The 19256-nt window shown below is 63.1% G+C and carries 15 protein-coding genes; 5 read left to right on the top strand and 10 right to left on the bottom strand.

From position 1 onward, the window contains the following. Positions 1-36 precede the first annotated feature (36 nt). Positions 37-1476, bottom strand: coding sequence for a restriction endonuclease (locus ABJF10_RS09925; RefSeq protein ID WP_348544402.1), 1440 nt, complete (start codon positions 1474-1476; stop codon positions 37-39). Between the two features lie 172 nt (positions 1477-1648). Here ABJF10_RS09925 and ABJF10_RS09920 point away from each other — a divergent pair, with 172 nt between their 5' ends. Beyond that, entirely contained in the window at positions 1649-2527 is an 879-nt protein-coding gene (locus ABJF10_RS09920) for a DUF2231 domain-containing protein (RefSeq protein WP_348544401.1), read from the top strand. Between the two features lie 140 nt (positions 2528-2667). Here ABJF10_RS09920 and ABJF10_RS09915 read toward each other — a convergent pair whose 3' ends face one another. From ABJF10_RS09915 to ABJF10_RS09905, 3 genes are all read right to left on the bottom strand, one after another. Next, a complete protein-coding gene (locus ABJF10_RS09915) occupies positions 2668-3591 on the bottom strand; it encodes an SPFH domain-containing protein (protein ID WP_348544400.1) in 924 nt (307 codons plus the stop codon). Beyond that, complete coding sequence (locus ABJF10_RS09910) at positions 3588-4571, bottom strand: SPFH domain-containing protein (RefSeq protein ID WP_348544399.1); 984 nt, start codon at positions 4569-4571, stop codon at positions 3588-3590. Before ABJF10_RS09910 ends, ABJF10_RS09915 begins: the two co-directional genes overlap by 4 nt. A gap of 244 nt (positions 4572-4815) precedes the next feature. Beyond that, positions 4816-5358 carry a hypothetical protein gene (locus tag ABJF10_RS09905; protein ID WP_348544398.1) on the bottom strand — a complete coding sequence of 181 codons (543 nt, stop codon included), beginning with the start codon at positions 5356-5358 and terminating at the stop codon, positions 4816-4818. 177 nt (positions 5359-5535) lie between these two features. On the opposite strand from ABJF10_RS09905, the gene trmB reads away from it, so the two are divergent. Next, entirely contained in the window at positions 5536-6165 is a 630-nt protein-coding gene (gene trmB, locus ABJF10_RS09900; RefSeq protein WP_348544397.1) for a tRNA (guanosine(46)-N7)-methyltransferase TrmB, read from the top strand. A gap of 228 nt (positions 6166-6393) precedes the next feature. Here the strand turns inward: trmB and ABJF10_RS09895 are convergent, their stop codons facing one another. Beyond that, positions 6394-8712, bottom strand: a complete 2319-nt coding sequence (locus ABJF10_RS09895; protein ID WP_348544396.1) for a ComEC/Rec2 family competence protein — start codon at positions 8710-8712, stop codon at positions 6394-6396. Between the two features lie 197 nt (positions 8713-8909). Between ABJF10_RS09895 and ABJF10_RS09890 the strand changes: the two genes are divergently transcribed. After that, positions 8910-12068, top strand: coding sequence for a TIR domain-containing protein (locus ABJF10_RS09890; protein WP_348544395.1), 3159 nt, complete (start codon positions 8910-8912; stop codon positions 12066-12068). Positions 12069-12235: 167 nt separating this feature from the next. On the opposite strand, the gene ABJF10_RS09885 is transcribed toward ABJF10_RS09890, so the two are convergent. Genes ABJF10_RS09885 through ABJF10_RS09875 form a run of 3 tightly spaced genes read right to left on the bottom strand, consistent with a single transcriptional unit; the run spans position 12236 to position 16122 of the window. Next, on the bottom strand, positions 12236-14752 hold the full coding sequence (locus tag ABJF10_RS09885; protein WP_348544394.1) for a tetratricopeptide repeat protein: 2517 nt from the start codon (positions 14750-14752) through the stop codon (positions 12236-12238). Then, entirely contained in the window at positions 14749-15162 is a 414-nt protein-coding gene (locus ABJF10_RS09880; protein WP_348544393.1) for a biopolymer transporter ExbD, read from the bottom strand. The genes ABJF10_RS09885 and ABJF10_RS09880 overlap by 4 nt, the downstream gene beginning before the upstream one ends. 9 nt (positions 15163-15171) lie before the next feature. Then, on the bottom strand, positions 15172-16122 hold the full coding sequence (locus ABJF10_RS09875; RefSeq protein WP_348544392.1) for a MotA/TolQ/ExbB proton channel family protein: 951 nt from the start codon (positions 16120-16122) through the stop codon (positions 15172-15174). 86 nt (positions 16123-16208) lie between these two features. Between ABJF10_RS09875 and ABJF10_RS09870 the strand changes: the two genes are divergently transcribed. Next, positions 16209-17822, top strand: a complete 1614-nt coding sequence (locus ABJF10_RS09870) for an excinuclease ABC subunit UvrC (RefSeq protein WP_348544391.1) — start codon at positions 16209-16211, stop codon at positions 17820-17822. Between the two features lie 76 nt (positions 17823-17898). On the opposite strand, the gene ABJF10_RS09865 is transcribed toward ABJF10_RS09870, so the two are convergent. Next, complete coding sequence (locus ABJF10_RS09865; protein ID WP_348544390.1) at positions 17899-18552, bottom strand: phosphopantothenoylcysteine decarboxylase; 654 nt, start codon at positions 18550-18552, stop codon at positions 17899-17901. Positions 18553-18625: 73 nt separating this feature from the next. On the opposite strand from ABJF10_RS09865, the gene ABJF10_RS09860 reads away from it, so the two are divergent. After that, positions 18626-18838, top strand: coding sequence for a hypothetical protein (locus ABJF10_RS09860; protein ID WP_348544389.1), 213 nt, complete (start codon positions 18626-18628; stop codon positions 18836-18838). Between the two features lie 17 nt (positions 18839-18855). On the opposite strand, the gene ABJF10_RS09855 is transcribed toward ABJF10_RS09860, so the two are convergent. After that, positions 18856-19256, bottom strand: a 401-nt coding sequence (locus tag ABJF10_RS09855; RefSeq protein WP_348544388.1) for a hypothetical protein, incomplete at its 5' end; no start/stop codon positions are given.

Here is a 19256-nt window from a genome sequence, read left to right as displayed (position 1 = left end):
TTGCAACGTTCGCGACACTCCGAGGAGAGGGTCCGATTAGTGCGGTGCCGAGCTGGGCAGGAGATCGAGGCGCGGTTCGCGGCGGCCGGGGCAGCGCGGGTACCCGCGACAGTTCCAGGAGGGGACGCCATTCGCGCGGTTGTGGCGGATGACCATCGTGCCGTGGCAGACGGGGCATTCAGGATCGAAGACGCGGGCGTGGGCGACGAAATCGTCGATCCACGTGGAGACGATGCAAAGGTTCTCTCCGGGTTTGGCGACCACGGCGATCTTGGCGGCCAGGGCCGAACCGTCCAGGAGTTGAATCCCTTTGCCCTCGGCAAACTCGCTGGCATCGGGCGAGAACGTGCCGGTCGTGACGAGGATGCCATGCGGGGCACCGCCGGCGGCCATGGCGCCATAGAAATCGCGCATCTCCCGGGAAGACACCCGCACGGTTTTCCAGTGCTTGCACTGCACGAGCGTGGTTTCTGAATCGCGGCGCAGCATGAGGTCGATGCCGTCGTCGGTGTTGAGCCCGGCGGAGAGTTCGATGGTGTAGCCTTCGCGGCGGAAGATTTCGCCGACGAGCAACTCGACCTGGTCGTTGCGCAAGGAGTCCAGGCCGCTCGTCGAACTGGGGACGGTGCCGTCCGCATCCCTCGCCTGGACCTTCGTCGTGGGCGATTGGCCAGCCCGCGCTTGGCGCCGGAAAAGGTAGAATGCGCCAGCGGCGAGGGCTCCGAGCAGAACGAGGGAGCCGAGGATGTAGGCGAGGGCATGGGAGCCGTTCGTCGCCGCCGCGGGAGGCGGTTCGATGGCGGCCTTTTTCTCACTGGCCCGTTCCGATCGTGGTTCGGGAACCACTGGGACAGGCGCCGGCTTCGTCTCGGGTTCCAGTTCCGCTGTCGGCAACTTCGGCAAGGAACGCGGCTCGGCAGCGGACGGAGTGGGGAGCGGTGGCGGATCGGCTACGGGGAGTTCCGGTTCGACCACCCTGCCGAGCATCTGCGGATAGGTGGGCGCCTTGGTGTAGGCAGGAGCGGCGGGTGCGGGCGTCGCCGGCACGACGACCGTGGGCCCTTGCTGATACGCCGCAGCGAGCCCGGCGGCTTGAAAGACGATGCTAACCGGCCGGACGCGCCCGCAGGTGGCGGAGGCGCCGTCTTCGCGGGTCCATTGGCGGGCGAGGCCGTTGGGGGCGGAAGTCTCGCGCCAGTGAGCCGCGCCGCCGTTGGCGTCCAGGAGCGAAGTGATTTCCGTTTCCTGCAGATACCAGTTGCGGCGATAGGTGAGCTTGCGAACGACATTTTCCTGAAATTCCACCTGCGCCGACCAGCCTTCCCAAAAGTAGACGGCGAGGTTGCGCCCGTGGTCCTCCGCCCCCGGCGCCCCGTGCCGGGCGAGCAATTGTTCCCGTGTTTCCCCGAGCTGCAAGGCCCGGGCAGATTGCACCCCGACGCAAAGCAGCGCCAGGCAAAGCGCAAATCGGGACATATGGGCACGGGACATCGTTCCCGCTAAAAAGCAAGATGCTGACCAAGAGGAAGAAAGAATCGCGGGGTCGTCTTCTATGATTACGGATTTACGTAACGGCCTTCGGCGCAGTTGCGGCTCAATAGAAACCGCACTAAGAATCGCCCTCCCTTTTCATTACCCCTGTACCCTGATGAAGTTTTTCCTCCCCCTGAGTGTTTTTCTGCTGGTCTTGACCGGCTACGTCCGGGCTGCGGACGACCCGGCCGAGGGGATCAAGACGGCTACCAGGGTGCACGAGATTTTTGAAGCCAAGTGCCTGGACTGCCATGGCCCGGAGCTGCCGCGACCCAAGGGGAAATTCGGCTATGTGCTCGATCTGAAGCGCGTGGCGGAGAACCCGGAGTACATCGAGAAGGGGCACCCGGAGAAGTCGGAGCTCTTCAAGATGGTCTTCAATGACGAGATGCCGGGCGAGGACGCCAACGTGCCGCCGCTGACCAAGGACGAGAAGGACGTCGTCAAGCGGTGGATCGAACTCGGCGCGCCCGAGGCGCCGCAAATTGCCGGTGATAGTTCGGGTGCCTCGGCGAACAAGAGCGTGGAAGCCAAACCGCAGATGCCGGTCTGGAAGAAGGCGCTGCGCTGGATCGGGCGCATGCACCCGGTTTCGACGCACTTCCCCGTGGCGCTGATGTTTGTCGCGGTGTTTGCCGAAGGCATCGCGTGGTGGACGCGGCGCGATTCGTGGCTGCAGACGGTGCGCTTTCTCGTGATCCTGGCGGCGCTGGGGGCGATTTCCGCAGCGGCGCTCGGCTGGATCAACGCTTACTTTGCCAGCTACACCGGCCAGCTCGCGCCGATCTTGAAATGGCACCGCTGGCTAGGGACGGGCACGGCGGTATGGTCCATCGTCTGCGCCGGACTGGTCGTCATTAATGAATGCCGCGAAGGTTCCACTGAACGTCAGCGTTTCCGCGGTGCCTTGTTGCTCGGGGCGGCGCTGGTCGGCATCAGCGGCTTCCTCGGCAGCGCGCTGATCTACGGGCTGGACCATTACGCTTGGAATTGAGCGCGCGTTGAATCGGCACTTCTTCAGCGTTGATCGCTGGTAGAGCGACGGGGTTTGCCCCGCAGTCCCATAGGCGTCTCGCAGACTCGGCTTTCGACTTCGTTACACTCCGCTCAGAATGACAGCGGGATGGGAGCGGCCTACTTCTTCGGTGGCTGTGGAGGCTTGGTGGCGGCCTGCGGTGAATCGGCGACGAGGAGCTGGGCGAGCAGTTCGCTGCGCGGCGGGACGAAGGTGACGCGGGCCTGGCCTTCGATCATGCTTTGCATCTCGAGGATCTCGAACATGGCGTCGAGGATCTCGCGGTCGGTGGAGATCTTTTGCAGGGCCTCGCCGACGATGCGTGGGCGCATGGCGGCAGCCTTGGCAAACTCGATCGCAGCCTGGCGCTCAGCAGTGCTGGTGATGATGCTCACCTGGTTCGCGCCGTCCTGCTTGATGGCGCTGGTCACTTGACGCAGGCGGTTGACGACCTTGAATTCGATCTGCTTGATCATGCCGATGTCGCGGAAGTGCACCTTGCGGATGTAGACGCTGCCGAGCTTGTAGCCCCATTCGTTGGATTTCGGCGAAACTTCGGTGCGCACGGTCAGCGACATTTTGTGCCGATCGACCAACATATCGCCGAGCGGCAGATTGCTGAGCGAGCGGACAGTCGCGCTGCTGACGTTGGCGCTGAGCGAACCGCGCGGATCGGCATTCTTGAAGAGATACGACACAGGATCGCTGATGAACATTTCGTACCAGATGCCGATGCCCATGGGCGCGCCTTCCTCGCTGTTCACGGGCTGGCTGCGCAGGTAGGTCTGGTCGAGGCGCAGGTCGAGCACGTGGCATTTGCCGAGCCAGTTCACGATGGGCGCGGCGAGGCCGAGCTTGAGCCAGAGGAAATAGATGCCCGGTTCGTCGAGCACGGCGAGGACCTTGCCGAAGAGAACGTAGACGTGGCAGCGGCCCTCCTCGACGATGGTGTAGATGCCGAAGGCGCGGATGAGGCCGAAGAACATCGGCACCAAAATGAAGAACGCAAGGAAGGTGACGATGGCGGCGTAGATGAAGCTCATTGTTTGTCCTCCAGAATGACTTGAGCGGCTTCCTTGAAGAGCTTGAGCCGGACGTTGCGCCGATAGGCGATGAGAGCGTTGTCGCCGCTGGCGCGCAGGGCGGAGAGCTGCTCGGAAAGGGCACGGAGCGGCTCGACCTCGGCCTGGGCGTTGAGCGTTTCGATTTCGACCGCGCGCCGGGATTGCACGATCTTTTGATCCGCGGAGGCCTGGGCCAGCGAGATGTCGGAGCTGACTTGATTGTGCGCGGTGTTGATCGCGGCGAGCGCGCTTTCGACGTCGACGGGTGGATCGATGCCGGTGATGAGCGAGGCATCGAGGGCGATGCCGTAGCGGGCGGCGGAACTGGCGCACTCGCGCTCCATGTGTTCGTTGAGCGAGGAGAGGTTCTTGCGGAGATCGTTGATCGAAATGCCGGCGACGCTGGCGATGGAATTATCGGCGGCTTCCGCGGAGGGAGGCGGCGCGGTGAAGTTCGCGATGCGCTCGCGCAGCACGCTGATGAAATAGCCCATGACGTGAACGATGGGGCGCTTCACGCCGAAGAGGTAGGCGTAGAGGTTGCGCTCGGAAACGCGGTAACGAATCTGGCCGGTGAGGCCGGTGTCGAGCTGATCCTTGGTAACGGCGTTGAGCCGCGAGCCGCCGTCATTGGCCGAGGGGTCCTCGGGATCGAAGGCCATGTTCAGCGTCTGCGTGGCGATGGTGACTTTATAGACGCGCTCCCACGGCCATTTGAAATACGGCCCACCGGCGGGAATGACGCGCACCTGCGGGTAGATGTAGCGCTCGCGCTCCTCGGGGTTGAGGGTTTCGGAGATGGGATCGTCGAGCGTGGTCTGGTTGCCCAGGCGTTCGGCGCGACCGAAGATGGTCTTCACGGCGCGCTCGTTTTGGTCGACCGTGTAGAGACCGGCGAGGAGGTAGCGCGTGAGAAACCAGGCGATGAATCCGGCGAAGATTCCGAGGAGTGTGCCCATAAGAAGAGTTGGTTGCGGGCTATCCTTGAACGGAATGTTCAACGAATGAAAGCGGAATGGGAGGGGCGGAAATGACGATTTTTTGGGGGGGAATACGCTGTTTTTCGCAACAGAGCCCATGGAGCCCACGGGGCCAACAGAACCAATGGAGCCAATGGAGCCGACGCGAAACAGGGCAGCCGTTGTCCGATGGTCATCGGAACGGCTGCCCTGTGAGTTTAGCGTGGGATCTTCTTGGCGGTGCTTACTTCGCAGCGGTGGTCACCCGCTTGAAGGTCGAGCTGTGCTCGGGCGCTTCCTGGCCGTTGATGATCGCCTTGCAGCTCGTGGTGATGGTGTTCGCGTCGTCGAAGCGCAGGGTCATCCCGTGCATGTGCGACTCCTTTTTCGGGTCGATCGCGCAGCAGGAGTCGAAGTCGAGGGTGATCGAATTCGCATCCGACGCTTTGAGCGCCATTTCCGGGCGGTTGCCGAGGATGCAATAGTGGGTGGCGGTCAGTTTGCCGCCCTTGTCGTAAAACATGGTCACCATTTCCATGGGCGTGCCGGGCGCGCTGCGCTCCTCGAGGACGCTGCCGCCCGCGACGAGGCGGTATTCGACGTTCATGTCGATCGGCCCTTGGCCCATGTCGACCTTGCCGGTCCAAGTGCCGACCAGTGTTTTCATGCGTTCGAGGTCCGCCGAGCCGGGCTTCGGCTGGCCAAAGGGATTCGCTTCGCCGGCGTGGAGCCACGCGGTCGTGGCCAGCAGGAGGGTTGCGCAGTAGGAGAGGATTCGGGTGTTCATGATGGGTTGTTTTGGTTTGAGGTGGATAGTTGCAGTTTCATCCTCATGACGAATGGCCAGGGCCGTTTTGGACATCGGTTTGCACTTTTTTTGATCCCCGGCGAAGTGGAGTGGACAGGGGCCTCCTTGCAAATGCGCTTGCGAGAAAGGGTGGGCGCGCGTATCGGCAGCGTCCCAATGAGAGCCGCTTTTCGTGCCAATAGTGACAACGCCCCCGATCCGGCGGAACTGATCGAATTTGTGCCGTCGGATTATTTCGCGCGCGCGAATATGAGCGACATGTTCCCGCGGTCGGCACCGTTGGAGGTCGATCTCGGCTGCGGCGAAGGCGCGTTTCTGGTGGCGATGGCGACCAAGTATCCGGATCGGAATTTTCTGGGCATCGAACGGTTGCTCGGGCGGGTGCGGAAGGTGTGCCGCATGGCGGTGCATCATCAGCTCGCGAATGTGCGGCTGCTGCGCATCGAGACGGCTTATGCGCTGCGCTATGTGCTGCCGCCCGAGACGGTGAGCGTGGCCCATGTGCTCTTTCCCGATCCGTGGCCGAAACGGCATCATCAGCCCCGGCGCTTGATCCAGGACGGTTTCATGGAAGCGCTGCACGGGATCCTGGTGCCGGGCGGGGAGTTGCGGATCAAGACGGACGACGAACCCTATTTCCAGTGGATGGAAAAGGTGCTGGCGCGCGCCAAGGGCTACGAGCGGCTCGACTGGCCGGAAGATCCGGAATATCCGCAGACGAATTTCGAGCGGCGGTTTTTGGCGCAAGGGTTGCCGATTTATCGGGCGTTGTTGCGGAAGGTGTGAGGGTTTCGCAGTGAGAGAGCGCCGGAGGCGTTCCGGAAATTAGCCGGTGGCGTGAGCCACCGGAAACGATTTACCACGAAGATTTGCCCCGGAGGGGCAGCGGAATTCTACCGCCCCTCCGGGGCGAACGCGGTTGGGGCATGGACCGGTGGCTGACGCCACCGGCTAATCTCGGGTCGGCCCTCCGGGCCTGCAATCCGCGAGCTTGCTCGCTATTCGGGTGCTGTTTTATCGGGCACTGTTGCGGTAGGTCTGACCGTTGACGAAGCCGCGGACTTCGTAGGCCTGGTCGCGAATGTCGATGTGGACGGCGCCGGTTTTGTCCTGGCGGAAGACGGTGATGCCTTGGGCGGCGGTGGCGGCTTCCCAGGCGTCGAGCTTGGCGATGGGTTCGCCGTAGCCGAGGGCGCTGCAGATGACGACTTTCGGCGCGACACGGGCGAGGAAATCGGGTGTGCCGGAGAGGTCTTTGGTGTGCTGGCCCTTGATGAGGATGTCGCTGCGCAGGTCGGGTTCGTTTTCGAGCAGCCATTGTTCGGTGATGAATCCGGAGGCGGACATGAGCAGGGCCCGCGTGCCGCCGGCCTCGAGCCGCAGGACGAGCGCCATGTCGCCGGCGGTGGTGCGCTTGAGACCCGCGGGTGGATAGAGCACACGCAGCGTGGTGTTGCCGAGATGGATGGCATCGTCGCGTATGTAGAGCCCCTTGCCGAGCTGGCGCTGGGCGAGCCAGGTGTGCAGGTTGCGGCGGGTGGAGGAGCGGTCGCGCAGCGTGGAGTCGGCGAGCAGGTACGGTCGGAAATCGTTGATCGACGTCGTGGCAGCGCCGATGTGTTTGACGTTGCCGTGCGTGAGGAGGAGGCCGTCGAGACGATTGACGCCGCGGCTGCGCAGATACGGCAGGATGGTGTGATTGTAGTGCGCTTCGTCACCGCAATCGAGCAGCCAATCAAAGCCACCCGCGCGGAGGTGCGCGGCGCCACCATCGCCGAGATCGAGGACGTTCAGCTCGCACGGCGGCGCGGCCTGCAGGCGGGGCGTCTCGACGTAGAGGTAACCGCTGGGCAGATCGGCAGAGGCGTGCAAGACGAACAGCATCAATTTGGCGGCAAACCAATTGGCGTTGTTGAAAAGGACGGTGGCGTGGAGCGAGATCGACGCGCTCAGGACGGAACCGAGGCCGAGCGCGAGCACGACGAAGGCCACCGGCACGGCGCAAAAATTCGCCACCAATGAACCCGGTGAGAACAAATGGAAATAGCCGACGGTGAAGACAAGCGAGCCAAGCCAGGAAGCGAGGACGACGCCCATGGCGACGCACACGCAGTGCCAGCACCAGGTGCCGCATTTCACCGGCCAGCTCCACAGGACGCGCGGGAGAAAAGGATCGGGCTCGGCGAGCGCCTCGAGCCAGCGCTGGATGCGCGCGGCGCAGACGATGATGATGAAGACGAGGGTGAACGAAAACTGGAACCCGGGGGCGAAGAGTTCGTTGGTATCGTACGCGAGGAGGAGCAGCGCGGCGGCGCCGAGGCTGTTGACGGAGATGGCGCGCCGATCGACGAGCGCCGCGGTGAGGACCAGCGTGGCCATGATCGTCGAGCGCACGCTGCTCGTGCGCAGGCCCGTCATGAGCGTGTAGGTCGCGAGCACGAGGATGACGACGACGATCGTAAAACTGCGCGGCAGTCCGAACGGCTTGAGCGCGAAGAAGACGATCGTGGCGAGCATGGCGATATTGAGCCCGCTGACGACGAAGAGATGAATCGTGCCGGTCCGCTGGAGAAGCGTCTTCAAGTCTTCCGGACTTTCACCGCGCAAACCGAGGACGACGCCATCGATTACGGCCATGACTTCTGGTGAATCCGCGAGGTCGATCTCCAGACGCTTTTGCACCCAGTGCCGGGATTTCAGTCCGAAGGCCTGGAGCGGATTGCCGTGACCGTGCGAATCGATATGACAATCGATCGGGAAGCGCGGGCGAATCTCGGAATACACACCGAGGCGCTGCTGGTAGCTGGTGGAATCGAACTCGCCCGGATTGCGCCGGGGCGCGAGATTTGAAGCGCCGCCGACAAACGTGATTCGGTCGCCATAGACCGGCGCGTCGCCAAGCCAGCTCACGTTGGCGAAGGATTGGAAACGAAACGATTCACCGCCCAGACGGATGGATTCCAGCTTCACGACGAAACGCGCGGTGACGTTGCCCGACCAGGTGGCGGGCTTCTCCGGTTCGCTCCAGACGATGCCGGTGGCCTCGACGACGCGCGGTTCGTGGGCCAGAACATCGGCGAACCAGCGGGCATCGCTGCCCTGCTGCTGCAGCGTGTGCAATTCGAAAAAGATCGTGGCACAAAACAGCCAGCAGGTCAGCGTGCCCGGCCGCCAGAGGATGGCGAACAGTCCGAGGGTCGCCACACCGAAAGCCCAAGGCCATGGCAACGCCCAGCGATCGGCAGCGAAGATGCCGAGCATCGCCGCGACGGCGAGGCCGGCAAGCGGTTGCCGCGGTTGCGGTGCCCAGAACTTCATATCAGAGCGTGTCATGCGCTGGAGTTTTGCGGGAGAACAAACGCCGACGGCGTTTCATCATCCAGCCCAAGGTTAGCTCGTACCCCGCAAGTTTGCGGCTTCACGGCTGGGAGGAACTCACGCCGTGCGCCGACCTCCTTTACTTTATCTTTGGCACACAGTGTGGTGCGGGCGGGATTGACTTTTCCAATTGGTATTGCGGAATGTCGAGCATGGCCAAGTGGAACCTCGGACTATCATCGCGCGCTCACAAGCAAGCAGACGACGAGGTGCGGAAGAATCTGCCGCAGGGCGTGAAGCTCGTGCGGACGCTGCGAGGACACACGGGCTTTATCGGGCGCATTGCGTGGTCGCCGGACGGCCGACTGCTGGCTTCACCGTCGCAGGACAACACGATTCGGCTGTGGGATGCCGCGACTGGTGAGTGTCTGCGCACGCTGAATGGGCACGCGGATGCGGTTTATAGCGTCGCCTTTGATCCGACGAATGACACCTTAATTAGCGGGTCGAAGGATTGCACTGCAAAGCTGTGGCAGGTAGCTAGCGGACGGTTGCTCCACACCTTCAAAGGCCATCCTAAGACGGTCTTCACCGTGGCTTTTGACCCTGCGGGGCTGCGTATTGCCAGCGGGAGCACTGATGGGATGATCAAGCTGTGGGAGGTAGTTAACGGGCAGTTGCTCCACACACTCGAAGGCGATGCTTCTAAAATTGTCCATAGCGTTGCGTTTGATTCGACGGGGCGGCATGTGGCCAGTGGGATTGAGGATGGTACGATCAAGCTCTGGGAGGCGGCTAGCGGGCGCTTGCTGCGCACACTCGAAGGCCATAAAGGGAACGTAGAGAGTGTCGACTTTGACCACGCTGGGGCTTTGGTTCTCAGTGGAAGTTTTGATCGGACTATAAAAGTTTGGGATTATAACAAAGGTGATCTCGTTCGAACTTTGGAAGGCCACACGGATGAAGTCACATGTGCTGCATTTTCACGCGATGATCGGCTGATTGCTTCGCGCAGTTGCAGAGCTGACGGCTCAGTTCGCCTATGGGCCGCCGAGGCTGGTAGTCACCTCGTTACAATTCGCGGATGGGCTACGGGATGTTGGCCGCCTAGTCTCGCGTTTCACCCCCACCGGCCTCTTCTCGCTACCGTCGGCTCCGACCCCGGCACGCCCGAAGGTGACAAAGATCGGGATCACGTCATCCATCTATACGAGCTGGACTTCGACTTTCTGCTCGGCCAGCCCGCCAAGCCCTCCGTTTCTTACACCAGCGCAAAGGTCGTGCTGGTGGGCGACTCGGGAGTGGGGAAGACTGGCTTGGGCTGGCGGCTGGCGCATGGCGAGTTCAAGGAACATGCGTCCACGCACGGCCAGCAGTTTTGGCTGCTGGAGCAACTCGGCAAGAAGCGTGCGGACAGAACGGAGTGCGAGGCGGTGCTCTGGGATCTGGCTGGGCAGCCGGACTACCGGCTCATCCACGCACTCTTTCTCGACGATGCGGACCTGGCGCTGGTGCTCTTCGATCCGACGCGCAACGACGATCCGCTAGCGGGCGTCGAGTTCTGGCTGAAGCAACTGAAGGTGGGCCACGCAGCGGGTGGCGGGCCGCCGACCGTGTTGATTGCGGCCCGCAGCGACCGGGGCACTCCCCGATTAACGCAAGAGGAGCTGGATGCCTTTTGCCGTCAGCGCGGGATCACAGCCTACCAGCCCACCAGCGCCATGCGCGGTGAGGGCATCGACGCTCTCGTGGAGCGGATGAAGGGCCTGATTCCTTGGGACGCCAAGCCCGCCACGGTGACCACCGAAACCTTTAAACGCATCAAGGATTACGTGCTCGGGCTGAAGGAGGCGGTGGACCACGAAAAGCTCATTCTGACGCCGGAGGAGCTCCGCGAGCGGCTGCAAGCGACGGATAGTGCGTGGGAGTTCACCGACGCCGAGATGCTCACTGCCGTGGGCCATCTCGCGAACCACGGTTACGTCACGCGCCTGAAGACTTCGCAGGGCGAGCCGCGCCTGCTGCTCGCGCCGGAGCTGCTCAACAACCTCGCCGCGTCCTTCGTGCTGGAAGCGCGGCGGGAAGAGAAGGGCCTCGGCTCGCTGAAGGAGCAGAAGCTGCTCGCCGGAGGATACCCCTTTCCCGAGCTGGCAGGAGTGACCGAGGCCGAGCGGGTGATCCTGCTCGATTCGGCGGCAGTGCTGTTCCTCGAGCACAACGTCTGCTTTCGCGAGACCGATCTACTCGGCGCCACCTATCTCGTCTTCCCGGAGCTCATCAATCTCAAGCGGCCCCTCGACGAGGACGGCCCGCCGGTGGAAGACGGCGTGGCCTACACCGCCAGCGGTGCGGTGGAAAATGTCTATGCCTCGCTGGTGGTGCTGATGGGTTACACGCAGACTTTCACCCGAACCAACCAGTGGCGAAACCACGCCCGCTACGAGGTGGGCCGCGGACAGGTGTGCGGCTTCCGCCTGGAAGCGGAGCGCGCGGGCGAGCTGGAATTCGTGCTCTACTTTGGCACCGACACGCCGGTGCCAGTGCGGATGCTCTTCCAGAGCCTGTTCGAAAATTTCCTCGCCCGCCGCAACCTGACAGTGCGGCGCTTTGAACCGGTGGCGTGCAAGAATGGGCATCCCCTCAATCGCGCCGTCGTCCGTCAGCGCTCGATGGTCGGTGCGGATTTCGCCTTTTGCAGCGAGTGCGGCGAAAAGACCGCGCTGCCGAAGGCAGACCAGCCGATCCAATTGACCAAGCAGCAGGCCGCCGAGGTGGAAGCAGACCGTCGCGCGGCGGATGAGCGTTCCCGTTTCGAGCAGGTGCTCTTCCGCCTGAAGACGTATGTGACCGAGCGGAAGCTCGCCGTCCCGGAATGCTTCATCAGCTACGCGTGGGGCAACACCGATCACGAGCTCTGGGTCGAGCGCCGCTTGGCGACAGACATGCTGAAGGCGGGGGTCCGCGTAGTGCTGGATCGCTGGGAAAATGCGCGTATCGGGGCAAACGTGCCGAGGTTTGTGGAGCGAGCCGGGGAGTGTGACCGGGTGATCGTGGTCGGCACGCATTCGTATCGCACGAAGTACGACAACGAGGAACCGATGCGGGGCTTTGTCCTTGCCGCGGAAGGCGACTTGATCGGCGAACGGATGATCGGATCGGAAGCGAAGAAAGAGACGGTGCTTCCCGTGCTGCTGGAGGGAACGAAGGAGACCGCGTTTCCGCGACTGCTACATCCCCGGGTGTATGCGGATTTTCGGAAGGCCGAGGCTTATGCGCCGACCATGCTGGATTTGTTACTGACCCTCTTTGCGATTACGCCGCAGGAGCCGGTGGCGATTGAATTACGAAAGTCGTTGGGCGGGGCGGAGTAGGTGGGGTGGCAGTTCAACCCTTTCAGGGTTGGGCCGTTATTTTTTGATTACCCAGGGTAGTCGCGAGGACGCAACAACCCTGGGCTGATAGATTGAACACAGTTGGCGTTCCCTTCGCGGCGGGACTACCTGGCTCCGTTACCTGGCTCCTGACGCTTTTCTTCCCCCTACTGCCCGGCGAATTTGCCGGTCTTGTATTCGGGGTAGCGGCTCTTGAGCTTGTTGAGGGTCTTCTCGGCTTCGGCCGTCTTGCCCGCGGCGCGCCAGGCGGCGACCGCCTTTTCCAGGGCTTCCGGCGTGATCTCGGGATCGTCGAGGATGACGGCGACGCTCTCGAAAACCTTGGCGGCTTCCTCGAAATTTTTGCGCGACATCTGGATGTCGCCGGCGACGATGCGGGCGCGGCCGCTCCACTCGCCCTCGGGTTGGAGCGTGAGAGCTTCGTCCACGGTTTTCTGGGCGAGATCCTGCGCGCCGAGGCCGATCTGCGCCTTGGCGAGGAGGAGCAGCCCTTTGCAACGGGGCACGGGCAGTTTCGTCGCCTTGAGATAAGCCTGGAGCGAGTCGGCGGCCGGCTGGAACTTTTGGATTGCGAGCTGGCTCTGGGCGAGGAGCAGAAAATCCTCCGGCATGGCTTCGTCGCGCGGGGTGAGCAGGAGGAGATATTTCTCCGCGCTCTCGTGCGAGCCGCCGTCGTGGAAGCTCTTGCCGAGCCAGCGCAGGATCTCCGGCGGCACCTTGGTCTTGCCTTCCTTCGAGTAGCGATCGACTTCGCGCGCGGTGGCGGTCTTGTCCTCGAGATAGTAGTCGGAGAGCAGGATGCGGATGCTGGATTTTTCGCCGAACTGCTCCTTGTCGAGCTGGCGCGCGTCCTCGAGAGGCGCCACGGCGTCCTTGTAACTCTTGGCCTCGAAGGCCGCCCAGCCGATCCAGTAATTGGCCTGGGCGCGGGCGGCGGTCTCGGGGAATTCCTTCACCAGTTGCCGGAAGCTCGCGGCCATGCCGGAGTTATTACCCTGCTGGCCCTGGATGAGCGCCTGCTGCTGGAAGGCGAGCTCGCGTTGCGGCGCCTTGGGGAAGCCCTTGATGATGGTGTCGTAATCCTTGAGCGCGCCGGTGAGATTTTTCAGCGACTGATAGGCGAGGCCGCGCTGGAGCAGCGCAAACGGCAGGAGCTTGTGCGTGGGGTAGCCATTGATGAAGGACGTGAACGTCTTGATCGCCTGCTCGATGTTCTTCGTCTGGAGCTGGCACCAGCCGAGGCGGAAGAGGGCCTCGGCCTTGCGATTGCCGGTGAGCTGCCGGGAAAGCTCGAGCGTGGAATAGATCGGCATCGCGTTCTCGAAGTCTTCCTTCTTGAAGAGGACCTCGGCCTTCATGAGCAAGGCTTCGTCGCGCTTCTGCGCCTCGGGATTGGCCGCGAGATATTTGTCGATCTCGCCGATGAGCGCTTCGTCGCTGGCGGCGTACATCGTGCGCAGGCGTTCGTATTGCGCTTCCTTGTCGTAGACGGAGCCGGGGAATTCCTTGGTAACCTGGTCGTAGAGGTTGAGCGCGTCGGGAACCTTGTTCGTCTGCCGCAGGGCATTGGCGGCGAGCAGGAGCAGCTCGGGCTTCACTTCGGCCGAGACGTCCTTGCCCATCTTTTCGTAGGCGCCGAGCACCTGGGGGAATTTGCCGCTGTCCGAGAGGATGCGCACCTGGCCGAGCTGCGCGAGTTCCTTCCAGTAGCCTTTGCCGGGCAGGGCCAGCGCCGCCTTGAATTCCGCGTCGGCCTGGGCGGTCAACGGCGGATCGAGATCGAGCGACCAGAGGCCGGCGCGCACGGTGGCCTCGAGTTTCAGGTCGGGATTTTCCGTCTGCTTGGCGAGGGCCTGGATCTGCTTGATCGCCTCGGCAGTGCGAGCGCTGTCCTTGAGCAACAGGGCCAGCGAAAGGCGGCTGGCGTCGTAGAACGGGTTGTCCTTCGGTTGAGAGACGAGGTCTTCGTAGGCGACGCGGGCCTCGAGCTTTTGCCCGAGTGCCTCGAGGCAGCGGCCGGTGAAAAACTTCGCGGCATTGGCGACCGCCGGTTCCTTGAGCCGCACGGAGGCCTTGCGATAGAGCGTAAGAGCGTCGCGAAACTGCTTTTCCTGGTAGTAGAGATCGGCGAGGCGGTAGGAGGCGGGTCCGACGAAATCACCGGTGCCGTACTGGCCGAGAAGCGTTTCGTAGGCATTCTTCGCAGAGTTGTTGTTGCCGATATGGCGGTAGCATTCGCCGAGGCGGAAGTAGGCCGTGGCGCGGTCCGGGGCATTGGCGTACTGGCCGAGGTAGCGCTCGTACTCGGGCGCGGCCATGTCGTACTGCTTCTTCGCGTAATAGGTGTCGGCGACCTGGAGCTGCAAGACGTCGGGCGTGCCCTTTTCTTGCGGGGCGATCTTGATATCGCCCGGCTCGGAAGGCTCGGGGGGCGCCATCGGCTTGGGCGGCGCGACCGTATTCGGAGCGGGAGAAGCGCCGGGCTTCTCCACGGGGATGGCTCGGGGAATGGGCTTTTCCACCGGGATGGCGCGCGGGATCGGCTTGTCGTCCGACTGCCGGAAGGGCTTGCGCACGTCCGGCGTATCCTGCTGGGCGACGAGCGACAGCGGCGCGAGGCCGAGCGCGACCAAAATCAAACCCCCGAGCGGACGGCGTTTCATTCCGCTTTCGAGGTGGCGAAGGCGACGTTCCAGATGTTCGCCTCGCGGCAGGTATCGAGGACCGCGGCGATGAAGCGGAAGGGCACGCGCTCATCTCCGCGCACGATGATGGCGTAATCGGGGAACAGGCGGGAGAGTTCCTTGAGCTTCACCGACAGGTCAGGCAGCGCCATGGTCTTGCGGTTCCAGACGACCGTGCCATCCGCTCGCACGTTGAGCACCGTTTGATTGACGACCGGCATCGACTCCTTGGCGTTTTCCGCGGAGGGCACTTTCACATCGAGTTCGTTTTCCTTGCGGGCGAAGCTCCAGGTGACGATGAAAAAGCAGAGCAGGACGAGGAGCACGTCGACCATCGGCGCAATCTGAAAACCGAGAACATTGGGCTCGGCGCGTCTGCGGATTTTCATGGGGGCTTTTTAGAATTCCTCGTCCACCGCGACCCGGGATTGTTCGCGCTTCTTGTTAAAGTTGAGCGCGATCAAGCCGAGAATGTGCGCCGAGGCGATTTCGAGATCGGAGATGAGACTCTGCACGCGATTGCGGAAGAGTGAGTAGAAGAACATCGAGGTGATCCCGAGAATCAAACCGGAGGCGGTGGCGATCAAAGCCTGGGAGATGCCGCCCGCGAGCAGCATGTCTCTGGATTGGGTGGCTTCCTTGTGCGCCAGGTCGTTAAAGGAAGTGATGATGCCGAGCACGGTTCCGAGCAGCCCAACCATGGGGGAGAGCATTCCGATATCGGCCAGATACACCGTCCTGTGCTGGAGCGAGGCGGCCTGGCTGGCGGCCTCGGTCTCGGCAATTTCCTTGACGACTTCGTACGAGGCGGTGGGATTCTTGGTGGCGAAATCCAGGGTGCGCTGGACGACGCGGGCGACGGCTTCACTATGCCGGCTGGAGATGGCGAGCAGACCGAGGTAGTCGCGCTTTTTCAAGAGGACATCGGCCGTGTTCATGTAGTGCGGCGTGAGAATGGCGCCGCGCCGCAAGGTAAAAAGGTAGGTGAGCACGAGCATCACGGTGACGACGGACAGAAAGCCGATCACGACCATCACCCATCCGCCATCTTGAATGAGCCTCCAGAGTGTCATGGGATTGACGCCGCCGGTGGCGGGCGCCGCGCCGAAACCGCTGCTGGCGGAACGCGCGGGAATGGTCGTCGTATCGCCCGAAGATCCCCCGGTCGCGGGCGCGGCCGGCTTCTCCTTGGCTCCGCGATCGTTGATCGCGGTGACGGCGGTGTCTTTGCCGGGGGCTGCCGCCTGGGCCAGAAGGACGTCATTTCCTCCAGTAGGGGGGGTGGCGTCCTGGCCGAAAAGGGTTGCCGCGCCGAACATCAGGGCCAGGAAAAATGCAGTGAAGTTCATGAAATTAGTTTCGCATTCTAGCGGGTGGTCAAAAGGATGCAACCTTCCGGCAGCAACCTTTGTATACTTAGGATACGTTTCCCTTGATGCCTCCTCCGCCCCAAAAGCCCGATTTCAAGGCCAAGCTGCACGATGTGCCGCACAAGCCGGGCGTGTATATCATGCGCGATCGCTTCCACCGGGTGATCTACGTGGGCAAGGCGCGCAACCTCCGCAAGCGGGTGAGCCAGTATTTCACACCCAGCCGGACGATGCGGGCCGATCTGAAGACCCGGGCGCTGCTCGAGGCGATCTGGGATTTCGAATGGCATCTCGCGGGCAGTGAACCGGAGGCGCTGCTGCTCGAGGGTCGACTGATCAAGGAATTCCGGCCCCGCTACAACATCAGCTTCCGCGACGACAAGCGGTTCCTGCTGGTGAAGGCGGATCTGAAGGAGGAATGGCCGCGGTTCCGGCTGACGCGGATGAAGAACGACGAGACGGCGAAGTATTTCGGGCCGTTTGCCCATGCCGGGGCGTTGCGGCAGACGCTGGCTTTCATGCGGAAGAAGTTCGGGGTGCTGACTTTTGGCCGGGGCAACCCGAGCGAGCGCGAGTTGAAATCGTCGACCTACCAGGTGCCGATGAAGCTCGCCGACATCACCGTCGAGCAGTACCGGGAGCGCGTGGATCGGGCGTGCGAATTCCTGGCGGGGCAATCGAAGGAATTGCTCCAGGCGCTGGAGGATGAGATGAAGAAGGCGGCGGGGGCACTGGATTTCGAGCGTGCGGCGGAGCTGCGCAACATGCTCGACGACCTGCGCAAGACGACGAAGCCGATGGCGCGCTACACGCGTGATCAGCGGCATCGGCTGGGTGTCACGAGTAGCATCGATCCGATTGCCGATGTCGCGGCGCTCGGGGAGGCGCTCGGCCTGGGCGCGCCGCCACGCCGCATGGAGTGCTTCGATATTTCCAACATCAGCACCACGCACATCGTGGCCAGCATGGTGTGCTTCCTCGATGGCCGGCCGGCGAACCATCTCTACCGGCGCTTCCGCATCAAGACGGTGGAAGGGCAGGATGACTTTGCCAGCATGGCGGAGGTGGTGCGGCGGCGCTATACGCGGGTGCTGCACGAGGCGGCGGTGGGCGTGTCGCGGGCGCCGGCGACCCAGGCGGAGAGCGAGGCGCACATCGACTATGCGCCGGAGTTTTCGCAGGAGAAGCTGCGCGATGCCGTGGCCCGTGTGGGCGACGAGCCGGAGACGCCCGGCGTGCCGCGTCTGCCGGACCTGATCATTGTCGATGGCGGCAAGGGCCAGCTCAGCGCGGCGTGCCGCGAGTTGCAGGCGGTCGGGTTGCACGAAGTGCCGATCATCGGCCTGGCGAAAGAGTTCGAGGAGATCTATCGGCCGGGCCGGCCGCAACCGCTGCTCCTGCCGCACGAGAGCGGCGCGCTCCGGCTGCTCCAGCGCATCCGCGACGAGGCGCACCGCTTTGCGAATGGCTACCATCAGATTCTGATGAAGCGCCGCATCGCCGAGAGCATCCTCGACGAGTGCCCGGGCGTCTCGCAGAACCGCAAGCAACTGCTCCTGCAAAAGTTTGGCAGCGTGACGCGCTTGCGGCGGGCGACGGTTGACCAGATCGCCGCCACCGAGGGCATCGGGCGCAAGCTGGCGGAGCAGGTGGTGCAGTTTTTGGCCGAGCGGGCGTGAAGCACTACCCTCGGAAATTATTTCGCATTAAATTACCACGGTGCTGGGGGAGGGACAGCGCCGACCGTCGACGGCCCTACTTCTTGTCCTTCAGCTTCAGCCACTTAGCGAGGTGCTGGCAAAGGGCGAGCTTGTCGACGAAGTGTTGCGGTTTGGCTTGCGGTTCGAGGAAACCGAAGCCGCCGCCATAAGCCGCGCCATTCATCACGCAGCCGTCGGTGCGGCTTTCCGCGAGTTGCCGGATGGCCATGGCCAGCACGTCCGCGCGGCTGCCCACGAGTTCGTATTTCCAGCCGACGATCCGGCTCTGGGGAAAAAGATCGCGCAGGCCGTGGATGAGCTTGGAGTAGGGATCGAGCGTCAGGGTCAGCTCGCCGGCGCGGCTGGAAAACTTCGTCGCCGCGACCTCCGTGCCGGTGCTGTTGTGCACGCTCTTCACCCGGTAGTCGCAGAGCGCCGCGGCGTGAAAGACCGCGTCGATTGTCTCGCGTTGCGGCAGCTCCTCGAGCTCGGATTGCAGGTGTTGATTGGTGGCAAACGGCACGACCCGCGCGCCGACCACGCGCGCCTGGCAGGTGGCGCCGACGCCGCGATAGCACACCACTTCGCAACCCGCTTTCACGAGGTGGTTCGCGAGCAGCATGCCCAGCTCCCCGGTGGAAAAATTGGTGATCCGGCGAACCTCGTCGATCGGTTCGTAACTGGGCCCACACGTAACAACTACTCGCATATTCTTCTCCTTAAATTCATCGGCTGTCGCCCTAGGCTTGCGCTGCGGTCGCCTGTCCGCAACCTTTTCCTTCATGGATCGCTCCGCCGCCATCACGCAAATCCGCGCCGCCTGCCAGCAAATCGCCAGCGGGGTGACCAGTATTCACCCGCTGCTCCCCGCGCTGGCCGATGAGCCGACCAAGGCCGAGATCGTGAAAGCGCTCTTCGAGCTGACGAAGAATGTGGAGGTGGTGAAAAAGCAGGTGATGCGGCTGGAGAAACGCGACGACAGCACGCTGACCTGACGGCAGAGACGAGCGCGCTATTTCGGCACCGTCTCCGCCCACGGCTCGAAAACCGGGAGACGCGTGCCGGGGGTGCGCCAGCCGAGCAGGTAGCGAAAGACGGGTTTCGTGTGGCGCTGGATGGGCCAGGAAAATGAGCCGTTCGGGCGCGGCTGCAAGGCCGCGACCTGCGGGGCAATCGGATCCTCATCTTCGGTGTAGCACACCATTCTGCCCGGCGGCAGCCCCGCGAAAATCGGCTGCACGACGATGTTGCCCCGCTCGATCCGCACGGTCGCGGCGAGACGGGGGAGCGTCGCGACGAAGTCCTTTTCCTGCTGGAGCGCGGTCGAGCAGGCCACATCGTAGGCGGCGGCGACACGGTCCAGGCTGAGACCGGCGACCTGCATGGTATCGCGCCACAAGGCGGCGCCGTGGA

The organism is Chthoniobacter sp. (assembly GCF_040003245.1).
Classification (GTDB): Bacteria; Verrucomicrobiota; Verrucomicrobiia; order Chthoniobacterales; family Chthoniobacteraceae; genus Chthoniobacter.
The sequence above is the reverse complement of the archived record's forward strand: the minus strand, read 5'-3'. Positions and strand labels throughout refer to the sequence as shown.